12 protein-coding genes are annotated in these 12,233 nt (G+C 71.0%); 3 read left to right on the plus strand and 9 right to left on the minus strand.

From position 1 onward, the window contains the following. The first annotated feature begins 72 nt into the window (after positions 1-72). Positions 73-696, plus strand: a complete 624-nt coding sequence (locus B9H04_RS00255; RefSeq protein ID WP_049930578.1) for a hypothetical protein — start codon at positions 73-75, stop codon at positions 694-696. Positions 697-834: 138 nt separating this feature from the next. Next, complete coding sequence (locus B9H04_RS00260; protein ID WP_085682334.1) at positions 835-2,244, plus strand: carotenoid oxygenase family protein; 1,410 nt, start codon at positions 835-837, stop codon at positions 2,242-2,244. Positions 2,245-2,283: 39 nt separating this feature from the next. Here the strand turns inward: B9H04_RS00260 and B9H04_RS00265 are convergent, their stop codons facing one another. The 6 genes from B9H04_RS00265 to B9H04_RS00290 all read right to left on the minus strand — a co-directional run bounded on the left by B9H04_RS00265 (position 2,284) and on the right by B9H04_RS00290 (position 7,768). Continuing rightward, positions 2,284-3,003, minus strand: coding sequence for an SDR family NAD(P)-dependent oxidoreductase (locus B9H04_RS00265; protein WP_085682335.1), 720 nt, complete (start codon positions 3,001-3,003; stop codon positions 2,284-2,286). 109 nt (positions 3,004-3,112) lie between these two features. Beyond that, positions 3,113-3,586: a hypothetical protein gene (locus B9H04_RS00270; RefSeq protein ID WP_049930572.1), complete on the minus strand. Its 474-nt coding sequence runs from the start codon at positions 3,584-3,586 to the stop codon at positions 3,113-3,115. Between the two features lie 114 nt (positions 3,587-3,700). Continuing rightward, positions 3,701-4,816: a deoxyhypusine synthase gene (locus tag B9H04_RS00275; RefSeq protein WP_049930571.1), complete on the minus strand. Its 1,116-nt coding sequence runs from the start codon at positions 4,814-4,816 to the stop codon at positions 3,701-3,703. 39 nt (positions 4,817-4,855) lie between these two features. Next, positions 4,856-5,140, minus strand: a complete 285-nt coding sequence (locus B9H04_RS00280; protein WP_049930569.1) for a ubiquitin-like small modifier protein 1 — start codon at positions 5,138-5,140, stop codon at positions 4,856-4,858. A 22-nt stretch (positions 5,141-5,162) separates the two neighbouring features. After that, entirely contained in the window at positions 5,163-6,506 is a 1,344-nt protein-coding gene (locus B9H04_RS00285; protein WP_049930568.1) for a hypothetical protein, read from the minus strand. Further along, on the minus strand, positions 6,503-7,768 hold the full coding sequence (locus B9H04_RS00290; RefSeq protein ID WP_085682336.1) for a potassium channel family protein: 1,266 nt from the start codon (positions 7,766-7,768) through the stop codon (positions 6,503-6,505). Before B9H04_RS00290 ends, B9H04_RS00285 begins: the two co-directional genes overlap by 4 nt. A gap of 121 nt (positions 7,769-7,889) precedes the next feature. On the opposite strand from B9H04_RS00290, the gene B9H04_RS00295 reads away from it, so the two are divergent. Further along, the gene (locus tag B9H04_RS00295) at positions 7,890-9,065 is read left to right on the plus strand and encodes an NAD-binding protein (protein WP_049930564.1); all 1,176 of its coding nucleotides are present in this window, start codon (positions 7,890-7,892) and stop codon (positions 9,063-9,065) included. A gap of 27 nt (positions 9,066-9,092) precedes the next feature. On the opposite strand, the gene B9H04_RS00300 is transcribed toward B9H04_RS00295, so the two are convergent. From B9H04_RS00300 to B9H04_RS00310, 3 genes are all read right to left on the minus strand, one after another. After that, on the minus strand, positions 9,093-9,728 hold the full coding sequence (locus tag B9H04_RS00300) for a uracil-DNA glycosylase (protein WP_049930561.1): 636 nt from the start codon (positions 9,726-9,728) through the stop codon (positions 9,093-9,095). 111 nt (positions 9,729-9,839) lie between these two features. Beyond that, a complete protein-coding gene (locus B9H04_RS00305; protein ID WP_049930560.1) occupies positions 9,840-10,067 on the minus strand; it encodes a helix-turn-helix domain-containing protein in 228 nt (75 codons plus the stop codon). 327 nt (positions 10,068-10,394) lie between these two features. Beyond that, positions 10,395-12,224 carry an FAD-binding protein gene (locus B9H04_RS00310; RefSeq protein ID WP_049930559.1) on the minus strand — a complete coding sequence of 610 codons (1,830 nt, stop codon included), beginning with the start codon at positions 12,222-12,224 and terminating at the stop codon, positions 10,395-10,397. Positions 12,225-12,233: the final 9 nt, after the last annotated feature.

Below are 12,233 nucleotides of genomic sequence, written 5' to 3' on the forward strand. Positions count from 1 at the left end.
GGGAGGTGACGGACGGCCCGCCTCGGTTCCGGTACGGACAGGCGTTTAGTCGTGTGCCTAATAGTCGCACACATGTCCGACGACGAGCCGACGGGGCGACCCTCGCTCGAGGCGGTGACCGAATGGGACGGCGGCGTCAGTTGGGTCGCGCATCCCGAGGAAGACGCGATGCGCGGGAGTCACGCGCTCACGACCGAGGGCGGGGTCTGGATCGTCGATCCGCTCGACGCCGACGGGCTCGACGACCGGCTGAGTGACCTCGGCGAGGTCGCCGGCGTGGTCGTGACCCACGACCGACACACGCGGGACGCCGAAGCGATCGCGGCGCGCCACGGCGTCGCCGTGTCCGTCCCGGAGTGGATGGACCTGACGCGAGAGAAACTCGACGGCGAGCCGGAGCCGTTCGACGCGGAGCTCCCCGGCACGAACTACGAGGCCCACCGCCTCATCGACACGGACGAGTGGGAGGAGGCGGTCCTCGTCGACGAGTCCGGTGGGACCCTCGTCGTCATGGAGACGCTTGGCACCCTCCCGGGGTTCTGTGAGGGCGACAACGACGTCGGCGTCCATCCGGCGCTCGACGAGGCACCGGAGGGCCTCGCCGACTACCGCCCGGAGCGAATCCTGGTCGGGCACGGCGAGAGCGTATCCGAGGGGGGCGCGACGAAACTGGCGGCGGCGCTCGACGCCGACTGAACCGGCCCTCATGACGAGTTCCGGTGGTGCCCCTGCGAGTTCCGGAGCCGGGATGCGTGGTTGCTCGGGGTCGTTCCGCCCGTTCCGCCTCGAGGGACGGGTCAATTGATTACCGTACGGTCCGTATCAGCGGTCCGTATGGGGCAGGGCTACGGAGTCGGGTTCCGATCGCTCGCGACGGAAGTGACGGACCACCGTCCCCCGGTCGAGGGCGACATCCCGTCGTGGCTGTCGGGGACGCTCATTCGGAACGGTCCGGGGCTGTTCGATGTCGGCGGTGAGCGACTCGGGCACTGGTTCGACGGACTCGCGATGCTTCGGCGATACGCGTTCGAGGACGGGGCGCTGTCGTACTCGAATCGCTTCCTCCGCACGGACGCCTACGCGGACGCGATGGACGGCTCCGTCTCCGGGCAGTTCGGGACCGACCGGACGGGCGTGGGGAAAATCGCGTCGTGGCTGCGGGCGCTCGGCCCGCCGGAGATCACGGACAACGCGAACGTTCACGTCGCCCGCCTCGACGGCGAGCACGTCGCGCTCACCGAGGCGCCGCGTCGGATCGCGTTCGACCCCGCGACGCTCGAGACCCGAGGCGCATTCGGCTTCGACGACGACCTCGGCGAACACGTCACCGCCGCGCACCTCGTGCGCGACCCCGAGACCGACGCGTGGTTCGGCTTCGTGACCGAGTTCGGTCGAACGCCTGAGTATCACGTCTACCGGCTCGCCCCGGACCGTCGCGCCAGGGAACGGGTCGCGTCGATCGCGGCGGACGGCCCGGGGTACATCCACGACTGTAGCATCACGACCGATCACGTCGTCCTCGTTGAGACGCCGCTCGTGATGCCGATCCGCCGCGCGCTGAGCCCGTTCTCCGAGGGCATCCTCGACGTCCTCGATTGGCAGCCGGAGCGCGGCACGCGCGTCCTCGTCGTCGATCGCGAGACCGGCGACCTCGTCGCGGCTCCCGCGCTCCCGCCAGTCTTCGCCTTCCACCACGTCAACGCGTACGCGACGGGCGACGAGGTCGTCGTAGACCTCGTCGAGTTTCCCGACCCCGGTATCGTCGACGCGATGCGCCTCGACGCGCTCGACGGTGACCCCTCGGACGTCGATGTCCCCGACGGGCGCCCAGTCCGGTATCGGGTCGACCTGCGGTCCAACGAAGTCGACCGGTCGACGCTCCACCGGGTCGGCGTGGAGCTCCCCCGAGTCGCCCCCGACGTCGTCGGCCACGAGTACCGGTACGCGTACGCGCAGGCGACGGACCGCGAGGGCGCGAACGGACTGGTAAAGCTCGACGTCGAGACCGGTCGGACGCGCGAGTGGTGGGAGGACGGCGTCTTCGTGGAGGAGCCGATCCCCGTGCGGCGGCCGGGCGCGACCGCCGAGGACGACGGCGTCGTCGTCGCGCCGGCGCTCGACAGCCGCGCGGAGGAGACCCGCCTGCTCGTCTTCGACGCCGGGACGCTCGCACTCCTCGCCGACGCGTCGCTCCCCCACGCGGAGCCGTTCGGCTTCCACGGCCGGTTCTTCCGTGACAGTTGAGCGTCACCGCACCGTCCGTTGTCCGCTGTACCGACCCCGTTATATGAACTCGGAGTTCCGCGGCCCGTTCGTGACGGGGACCTCGAACGGCTGCGTGCCGACGTCGTCCCGTTCGACGAGGTGCCAGTACGTTTCCGCCATCTCGTCGGGGTCGAGGAACGTGTCGCCGTCCCGGTCCGGGGACCGTTCGCGAACCCCCGGCGAGTCGATCTGCCCGTCGATGACGACGTGAGCGACGTGAACGCCGTCCGGGCCGAACTCCTGCGCGATATCCATCGCCATCCCGCGGGCCGCGAACTTCGCGGCCGTGAACCCGATCGCGCCGCCGAGGCTCCGCACCGACGAGGTGGCGCCGGTGCAGACGACCGTCCCGCCGCCCGTCTCGAGCATGTCGTCGACCGCCCCCTGCGAGCAGGCGAACGCGCCGCGGCCGTTCACCGCCCACGACTCCTCGAACTCCTCGACGCTCGTGTCCATGAGTCCCGTCCAGGAGGCGGCGCTCGCGTGGTTCACGAGAACGTCGACCGGTCCGAACGCCTCTCGGACCGTCTCGAACCCGTCCCGGATCTGCTCGACCGCCGTGAGGTCCGTCGGGACGGCGAGCCCCTCGCCCGGGTCCGGCAGGTCCGCGGCGAGGTCTTCGAGATAGTCCGCCGACCGGGCGAAGAGCGCGACTCGACAGCCTTCGGCTGCGAACTTTCTGGCGAGCGACTCGCCGAGTCCCGGACCGACGCCCGCGATGACCGCTGTTCGCGTCATACGTCGCGTACTCGGGCCTCCCGTGTAAATTGTGGCGACGGCGTGGGGTAGCTGTCCCCGCGTGCGATGCCGACATCGGCGGGGCGGACCGGTCGATGCGCACCGAACGTCAACCGGACGTGCCGGCGCCGCTTCCGGCGGGCGCCCTCGACGGCCGGCGGTGAACCGGGGGTAAGACGTCGTCCTCGTCGATCTCGTCCCAGTCGAAGGCGGGGACGAGGACGTCGAACTCGGGGGCGACGTCGACGGGGTCGATAGCGGTGACCGCCCCCTGGTCGGGGGCGACTCGATCCGCTTCGGCGACGTGGAGCGTCGGCGGCGACGCGAGGCCGAGTCCCTGCGGTGGCTCGTACGCGAGTCCGTCCCTGGCCGTGAGGTAGATCTCGCGACGGCCGTAATCGAGGACGACCACTCGCTCCTCGCCGTCGGCTCGCCGCACGACCGCGTACAGCGTCTCGCGGGACCACGGACCGACCGGGTCGAGGTCCGCCGCGCGGGTGACGTGGACGTTGTGCCGCGAGCGCGGATCGAGGACGTCGTCGGGCCCCCCGAGCAGTTCCGGCCGGCCGCCGATCGAGCCCATACGCGCACGTATCGGTGTCTTCAGGCATATATCTCTCCCCGTATCGCGTGCGGCGTCCGGCCTCGCTCGTGGCCGAGATCGCCTGCGCGCTCGCCGGCGACCGGCGACGCGACCCTACTCCACGCGGTCGCGGGCGGCGGCGACGAGCATCGGGAGCATCACGGTCGCGTCGCCGTAGACGGAGGCGTTGCGCGCGTCCTTCTCCAGCTTCCCCCACGAGCGCGCCTCCTCGAGCGTCGCGCCGGAGAGCCCCCCGGTTGCCTCGGGGTCCATCGTGATCTGGACGGCGTAGTCGTACGCCCGCGGCGTGACGAGCATCGTCTGGAGCGTGAAGTTCTTCGGCACGCCGCCGCCGACGAGCAGGCAGCCGGCGTCGTCGGCCTCGAACGCGAGGTCGGTCAGCTCGGTCATGTCCGCGAGCGCGTCGAGCGTGAAGTCGGCCGTCTGCGCGTACATCCACGCCTGAAGCCCCAGCACGGAGTCCTGGACCGCCGGACAGTATATCGGCACGTCCGACTCGTAGGCGGCGGCCGCGACCCCCGGCCCTTCGGGCACGTCGTCGCGGTCGTTGACTTCGGCGTTGGCGCGGCCGAGCTCGCGCGTGAGGTCGGCGATGGAGACCGCGTCGGTCCCGTCAGCGTCGGGGTCGGCCTCCAGCGCGGGGAACACCTCCTCGCGGAGGTGCCCCTCGAACTCGGCGAAGTGCTCCTGCGGGAGGTAGACGTTGTAGATGCGGTCAACCCCCTCGTCGCGGAGCCCCTCGTCGTGTTCGCGGAGGCTCTTCTCCGGGTCGTGGGTGCGCCCGTGGTGGTGCTTCCCGCCGATGGCCTCGATGGCGTCGTGGGTGAGGTTCGCCCCGGTCGTCACCAGCGCGTCGACGTAGCCGTCGCGGATGAGGTCGGCGACGACCCGGCGCATCCCGGCGGGCACCATCGCGCCGGCGAGCGAGAGGAACACGGTACAGTCGTCGTTCGCGAGCATGTCGGCGAGCACGTCGCCCGCCTCGTTGACGGACGCCGCCCCGATCCCCGCGTCGCCGTAGCCGTCGACGAGTTCGCTCACCGTCATCCCCGCCGTCGCGCGCGTGTGGCCGACCGGGTCCTCGTGGAACTCCTCGCGGTTCGGCTCGCCGCCGGTGCCGTCACCGTCGGCGTGATCGCCTTCACCGCCGTGATCCTCGCCACCGGCGTCCGCGGCGTCGTCTCGGGGGTCCCCGTCGCTGTCGGTCATGGCTCCGACTGGGGTCGGCGCGCGTTTGAAACGACCGATCTATCGGTCGGCGGCCCCACCGCTCACCGGCGGGAACAGCGCCAGTTCGTCGCCCGCCTCCAGCGTCGCGTCGAGCCCGTCGTCGTGGCGGACGCTCCGCCCGTTCCGGAGGACGTTGATGTGGTCTGCGACGCTCCCGTCCTCGATGACGCGGTCCCGGAGGTCGGGGTGCGCGTCCAACAGCGCGTCGAGCGCGTCGCCGACCGTGTCGCCCGGCTCCGCGTCGACGGTCACCGCGCGGTCGCCCGCGATCTCCGCGAGGTCGGCGAACAGCTTCCACTCCATAGCGGATCCCCGCGCGGGCGGCTCAAGAGCGTTGCGTCCCGTCGGAGTCGACAGCGGCGTCGCCGTCGTCTTCGACCCCCGCCGCGTCGCCGTCCCCGGTCGCGGCGGGCTGGGCGGCGCCTGCGGCCTCCGCGGCCGACGCCGCCGTCTGGGCGCTCCCCGCGGTCGACGCGGCCGCCTCGAACGACCGGATCGCGTCCGGACGCCCGACGAGGTACGCCAGGTCGCCAGCGCCGAACGCGTAGTCGTGCGGCGGGATCGGCTGGACGGACCCCGCCGCCGGTCGGACCGCGGCGACGACGGCGCCGACCTCGCCGACGGTGCTCCCGTCGAGGTCGCTCCCGGCCGCGACCGTGACCGAGGCCATCGTCTCGTCCGCGCTCCGTAGCAGCGAGGCGAACTCGCGATCCGCCCGCGGCTCGGCGGGGAGCGTCACGAGCCGATAGCCGCCTTGGTCGGTCAGGCGTTCGGCGTCCGACTCGTCGAGCGCGACGGTGACCGCGTCGCCGGCGACGCCCCGCAGTTCGCCGGTCGCGACGCGCTCCGGCTCCGCGTCGTCGCGCCACAGCTGGACCGTGTCCCCGGCGGTGGCGTTGTTCGGCGGGTCGGCCGCCACCGCCACCGCCGCCGACTCCGGCGCGAGCGTCGGGCCGAGCCCGGCGGCGCGGGAGCCGACCGCGAAGTACTCGACCGACCCGTCCGCGTCGAGGTCGACGTCGACGTAGCCGACGCCGTACTCGTCTTTGAGCCGGGTGACGAGCCGTTCGCGGAGCGACTCCGGAGAGAGCTTCCGGGGGAAGAGCAGCGTCTTCTCGGCGATCTCGTCCTTCTTCTCCGGGGAGACGGGGTCGTACGTCTCCATGTCACCGATCTCGTCGGCCGGTGGGAGCGTCACCGCCGTGAACCGCCCGACAGCGCGCACGACCCCGCTGAGTTCGCCGTCGAGCTGCTTGGCGCCGGAGAGCGCGAACACGTCGACCGCGAGCCTGTCGCCCGCGTATCGGCCGACGGGCGCCATCACCACTGCGACGCCGAGCGAGACGAGGTTGAAGAACACGCTCTCGGGCGCCAACAGGGTCGGATTATCGCCGATCGCGACCGACCCCAGCGAGGTCGTGTTGAGGTACAGCGCGACGACCGCGACGCCCAGCAGCCCGGTCACCCCTTCGGGGATCGCCGTTCGGAAGTACCAGCGGTAGGAGAGCGCCGCGCCCCCGGTCAGGAGGGCGGCGACGACCGCGAACGTGACGAGCGTGACGGCCGCCTGTCGCGGCCGCGCGAATCCGACCTCGACGGCGGCGAGGGGGACATCAGCGGCGGCGAGGGAGACGCCGACGGCGGCGACCGCACCGAGCGCGGGGCTCACGCGGCCACCTCCGCGAACCGGTCGAGCGCGTCGCGGCTCCCCACGACGAACAGGTCGTTGCCCGCCGACAGCGGCTGCGTCCCGTCGGGCGCGACGCGCCACGAGTCGTGACGGGCCGCGAGGACGGCCACGTCGTAGGCTTCGCGGACCTCGGCCTCGCCGATGGTGTGCCCGTCCAACGGTCCGCCGGCGGCGACGGTGACCTTGCGGAACCGCTTCCCCGCCCGCCGGAGCAGGGCCGTGAGCTCGTACTCGCGGCGGGTGCCTCGCGACAGCACCAGCACGCGCCCGCGGTCGGCGCGGAGGAGATCCGTCGCCTCGGAGCGGTCGACGGCGAGCGTCACCCGCCCCTCACCCCCGGTCGTCGTGGGCGCGGTCGCCGCCGGGGGGGAGGGAACGTCCGTCTCCCCGCCGTCGGTTCGGAAGTCCTCCGAATCCGCGTCGTCGCCCGCGGGGGGAACCACAGTCGACGCCGCCCCGGCGCCCGGCTCCGGCTTCCCGCTCGACTGCGCGGCGATGACGGCGCCCTCGACGCCGATATCCGGCGTTATCACGCGAACGACATCGCCGCGGGCGATCCCGGTCGGCACGAGCGCCGACACCGACACCGCGCGCTTCCCGGCGGGCACCCGCTTCGAGAGCGCGCCGGTCGGCGGGGCGGCCGACACCGTCGCGCGCGCCTGTTCGTCGATCTGGACCGACACGTCGGCCAGGTCGAACTCGGTGCGGAGCCGCTCCGCGAACCGGTCTTCCAGCTCCGCGAGCGGGAGGTCGGCCGGAAACGTCCAGTCGCCGTCGAGGATCGCGGCGCGCGTGTCAGCCGGCAGCGGCGGGTACCCCTCGATGTCGGTCACCTCGCCGGCGACCTCGACGGAGACGCGCCCGCGGCCGCCGACGAGCTCGATCACGTCCGTCGAGAGCGTGCGGTCGCGGAGCTGCTTGAGCGAGATCCGCTTGGGGGCGCTGGCGCCGAGGCGGTCCCCCTGCGCGTGGGCGTACAGCGAGATCATCAACACCACGACGATCGCCGTGAGGATCGCTGGCGCGCGCTCCGACGACCGAATCGTCTCGTCGTTGAGCGCGAGCAGGCCGCCGTTGACGCCGGCGATCGCGAGCGACAGCACGACCACTCCGAGCCCGGGGATCGTCCCGTCGGTGACGTACTTGAACACGAACCCGAGGGTCCCGGCCACCAGCGCGGGAACGATCCCGGTGATCACCCCGAGGTAGACGCCGAAGACGATCTCGACGGGCAGCGACATACGGCGTCCAATCCGCGGCGCGGTTAAACCAGTACCGGCGCGAGCGACGCGCGGAGCGCCCGTCGGATCGATTCCGCGGCGGCCTCGCGGGGTTTAAGTTCGGTCTCGGCGACCCGGGAACATGGAGCTGACCCGGGACTGGGTGACCGTTCGGGCGTCGATCCTCCTGACGTTCGCGGTCGCGGTGCTGTCGATCCTCGCCGGGCTGGCCCAGATCGGGGGGCTCGGCGTCGACGGGCCGCTCGCCCCGTACGTGCTCCCGGTCGTCCGCCAGACGGTCGGGTTCACCGGGACGATAACCGGCTTCGCGATGTTCGGGAGCGGGTTCGCGCTCCGGAACGGCTACCGGATCGGGTGGTACACCACGGCCGTGTTGCTGCCGCTGACGGCACTTCAGGGGCTGATGCAGGCCTCCGTCCTGTCGTTCCCGCTCGTGGCGCTGTCGCTCCTCTCCGTGCCGACGCTCGTGGTCAACCGGGGCCGGTTCGACCGGGACTTCAGGCCCTCCCCGACGCAGTTGGCCGCGGGCGCGGCGCTCGTGGGGGCGGTCGCGTACGGGACGCTCGGGTCGTACGCCCTCAGAGACCAGTTCGAGGGCATCGAGACGATCGTCGACGCCTTCTACTTCACCGTCGTCACCGCCTCGACGGTGGGGTACGGCGACGTCCACCCCGCGACCGGTCCCGCCTCCGACATCGCGCAGCTGTTCGCGCTCTCCTCGCTCGTGGTGAACGTCGCCGCCTTCGCGGTGGCGCTCGGGGTCCTCCTCACGCCCGCCATCGAGGCGCAGCTCTCCAAGGCGCTCGGAAAGATGACCGACAGACAGATCGACCTCCTCGACGACCACGTCCTCGTGCTCGGCTACGGGGACCTGACGGAACCGATACTCGAAGAGCTCGACGCCCGCGACGGCGTCGAGTACGCCGTGGTGACGCCGGACGAGGCCGCCGCGAGGCGGCTCGCTGACCGCGACATCCCGGTGTACACCGCGGATCCCAGCGACGTCGACCCGCTCGAACACGTGAACCTCGACGGGGCCCGGGCGGTCGTCGCCGCCACCGAAGACGACGCGCACGACGCGCTGGCCATCCTCACCGCCCGCCAGCTCAATCCCGACGTGCGCATCGTCGCGGCGGTGACGCAGCGGGAGAACGTCGACAAGCTCCGGCGCGCCGGCGCCGACCAGGTGATCTCGCCGACGACGCTCGGCGGGCACATCATCGTCGACTGCGCGTTCGGCGCGGACAGCAAGGACGCGACGGAGGGAATCATCGAGGACATCGACCTCGACGACTGAGCGACGCTCAAGAGAGGCCGCGACCGCTCAGCGGCTCTGTCGGCCCTTCGTCTGCCGGTAGTCCCGACTCAGGACGTTCTCGCGCATGTGGTCGCAGAAGGCGTCCGCCTCGGCGTCGCTCATCTCGCTCGGCTCTTTCATCGGCACGAGCTCGAACCCGCGTCCGCGAATCGTCGTCGCGTGTTCCGCGTCGACGTCGAACGAGTCGGGCCGGCGAGTCGTGTACTCGACCGCCAGCTCGCGGAGCGGTCGGTCGCCGACCGGCACGATGATCTGGGGGTTTATCATCCGGATCTCCGCGTTGAGGAAGGGCTCGCAGGTGTCGACCTCCCGGTCCGTCGGCTCGCGGTCGGGGTGGCGACACCGCGTGAGGTTCGTGAAGAAGAGGTTTTGTACGTCCGGTTCCGCGGCGTCCGGCGCCGACCGGACGAACCCGAGGTCGGCGAAGATCGACTGGACGCGTTCGCCGCCGCCCGCGCCGGTGAAGGGGACGCCGTTGCGCTCGGCGGCCTCCGTGGGGCCGGTCCCGACGACGAGGAACTCCGCGCCGACGTCGCCGTAGCCGTGAACGACGCGGTCGCGAGCGCCGCACAGCTCGGCGCAGTTCTCGCAGTCGGCGTCCATCGCGAACGGGTTCTCGAAATCCGTCTGATTCGCGTCCACGGTTGCTCTGTGGGCTCCGCGTCCCTAAACGCTCCGCCGGGGAGGGCCGTACGAGAACGAGGCGGTGCGGAACGAGCGTGAAAAGCAGCGTGCGGCGGTGGCGCGGCCTGTTCAGTTCGGGACGTACCGGTCGCCGTCGCAGTCGACGAGTCCCTCGCTGCGGAGGGTCTTCAGGATGCTGTACAGGGAGAGCTTCTTCATCCCGAGCGACTCGCCCATCTCGGACACCGTGGCGTCGCCGTTCGTGGTCAGGTACAGGTACACGAGCTTGGCGCGGGGCGACTGGAGCTCCCGGGGCAGCTCGGGGGCCGCCGCGGACGCGGTCTCCGTCTCGATCATCTTGTCCGATATGACGGGTTCGACGATAATAAACCCCCTATTCAACGTTTGTCGAAACAGCGTGAATCGGTCTGAGAACGGCCCTGAAGCCATTTTTCTCTCAAATCGGACCGATAACGTCGATCGACGAACGGCGAATCGACGCGTATCGACGCTCGGTTTCGACCGTCGACGGATAAGGAACCGTGAACGATCCGGATCGATCGGGCGAAACGATCCGGGGCCGCCGCCGGACAGATCGGGGGCCGCGACCGGACCGGGCGAACTCCGGCCCAAGAGGTCGGAGCCGCGACGCGCCGCCGCGGGCGACCGAGCGTCCCGGGCGGTTCAGTACGACCGGCTCTTCGGCTCGTACGTCTTGTTCTCGCCCTCGAGGACGACCGGCTTGTACCACAGTTCCGGCTCGCCGTCGTTCCACGAGACGAGCGTGTGCTTCAGCCAGTCCTCGTCTTTGCGCTCCTGGTGCTCCTTGCGCCAGTGGGCGCCCCGGAACTCCTCGCGAGCGAGCGCGCCCATCGTCAGCGCCTCCGCGAGGTCCAAGATGTTCCGCGTCTCGATCGTGTGGATGAGGTCGGTGTTGAACGTCCGGGACGGGTCCGACACCGCGACGTCCTTGTACGCCTCGCGGGCCTCGCGGAGGTCGGCTAACGTCTCCTCAAGTCGCCCTTCCTCGCGGAACACGTTGACGTTGTCCGTCATCGTTTCCTGAACGGCGGAGCGGATCTCGGCGTGGTTGCGGCCCTTCCGCGAGAGCAGTTCGTCGACGCGCTCCTGCGCTCGGTCGACGGCGCCGCCGAGGACGCTCTCGGCGTCGGTCGCCACGGCGCCGCCGTCGGCCGCGGCCGTGCCCGAACCGCTCGTCTCGCCGACCTCAACACCGAACTCGTAGTCGGCGGGCTGCCAGTCGCCCGAGCGGCCGGTCTCGATCTCGGCCTCACCCATCTCCTCGCCGGCGGCGTGGCGGCCGGCGCGCTTGCCGAAGACGATGAGCTCCGGCAGCGCGTTACCGCCGAGGCGGTTCGCCCCGTGGACGGAGGCGCAGGCGCACTCGCCGGCGGCGTACAGCCCGTCGATGACGGTCTCGCCGAACTCGTTCGTCTCGATGCCGCCCATCGCGTAGTGCTGACCGGGCTTGACCGGCATCGGCTCCGTGAGCCCGTCGGCGCCCTCGAAGTCCTCCGCGAGGTGGAGGATGTTCTCCAGGCGGTCGAGGATGCGCTCCTCGCCGAGGTGGCGCATGTCGAGGTGAACGTACTCGTCCTCGATGCCGCGCCCCTCGTTGACCTCGGTCAGCTCGGCGCGGGAGACGACGTCGCGGGAGGCGAGCTCGCCGTCGTTGTTCGCGTAGCCGTGTTCGAACATGAACCGCTCGCCCTCGCTGTTGTAGAGGATTCCCCCCTCGCCGCGGACGCCCTCGGAGATGAGGACGCCGGTCGACGGCAGCGTCGTCGGGTGGAACTGGATGAACTCCATATCCTCCATCGGGACGCCGGCTCGGTACGCCATCGCGACGCCGTCGCCGGTGTTCGCCACCGCGTTAGTGGTGTGGTCGAACACCTGCCCCATCCCGCCGGTCGCGAGGATAACGCCGTTCTCGGCGCGGAAGCCGCTTATCTCGCCGCTCTGGATGTCGTACGCGACGACACCGTGGCAGGTCCGCTCCGCGGGATCGTCCTCGTCGGTGACGGCCAGGTCCATCACGTGCCACTCGTCGTACACCGTGATCCCACGTTTGACCACCTGCTCGTACATCGTGTGGAGCATCTGGTGGCCGGTCTCGGCGCCCGCGTACGTCGTGCGCGGGAAGGACAGGCCGCCGAACGGTCGCTGCGAGACGCGCCCGTCGTCCTCGCGGGAGAACGGCATCCCCCAGTGTTCGAGGCGGATGACCTCCTCGGGGCTCTCCTGACAGAGCGCCTCGACCGCGGGCGCGTCGCCGAGGTAGTCGGACCCCTTCATCGTGTCGTACGCGTGGTCCTGCCAGGAGTCGGCGTCGCGCAGCGCCGCGTTGATCCCGCCCTCTGCCGCGCCCGTGTGCGACCGGACGGGATGGAGCTTCGACACCATCGCCACGTCCGCGCCCGCTTCCTGTGCCGCGATCGCCGCCCGGAGTCCCGCCCCGCCGGCCCCGACGACGACGACATCGTGTTCGTGCATTGTTGGTAT

The sequence above is a fragment of the Halorubrum ezzemoulense DSM 17463 genome, assembly GCF_002114285.1.
Classification (GTDB): domain Archaea; phylum Halobacteriota; class Halobacteria; order Halobacteriales; family Haloferacaceae; genus Halorubrum; species Halorubrum ezzemoulense.

Bases quoted from the DNA above. Each gene is read 5' to 3' on its own strand.
- B9H04_RS00255 (WP_049930578.1), top strand. From the start codon at position 73: ATGTCCGACGACGAGCCGACGGGGCGACCCTCGCTCGAGGCGGTGACC.
- B9H04_RS00260 (WP_085682334.1), top strand. From the start codon at position 835: ATGGGGCAGGGCTACGGAGTCGGGTTCCGATCGCTCGCGACGGAAGTG.
- B9H04_RS00265 (WP_085682335.1), bottom strand. From the start codon at position 3,003: ATGACGCGAACAGCGGTCATCGCGGGCGTCGGTCCGGGACTCGGCGAG.
- B9H04_RS00270 (WP_049930572.1), bottom strand. From the start codon at position 3,586: ATGGGCTCGATCGGCGGCCGGCCGGAACTGCTCGGGGGGCCCGACGAC.
- B9H04_RS00275 (WP_049930571.1), bottom strand. From the start codon at position 4,816: ATGACCGACAGCGACGGGGACCCCCGAGACGACGCCGCGGACGCCGGT.
- B9H04_RS00280 (WP_049930569.1), bottom strand. From the start codon at position 5,140: ATGGAGTGGAAGCTGTTCGCCGACCTCGCGGAGATCGCGGGCGACCGC.
- B9H04_RS00290 (WP_085682336.1), bottom strand. From the start codon at position 7,768: ATGTCGCTGCCCGTCGAGATCGTCTTCGGCGTCTACCTCGGGGTGATC.
- B9H04_RS00295 (WP_049930564.1), top strand. From the start codon at position 7,890: ATGGAGCTGACCCGGGACTGGGTGACCGTTCGGGCGTCGATCCTCCTG.
- B9H04_RS00305 (WP_049930560.1), bottom strand. From the start codon at position 10,067: ATGATCGAGACGGAGACCGCGTCCGCGGCGGCCCCCGAGCTGCCCCGG.
- B9H04_RS00310 (WP_049930559.1), bottom strand. From the start codon at position 12,224: ATGCACGAACACGATGTCGTCGTCGTCGGGGCCGGCGGGGCGGGACTC.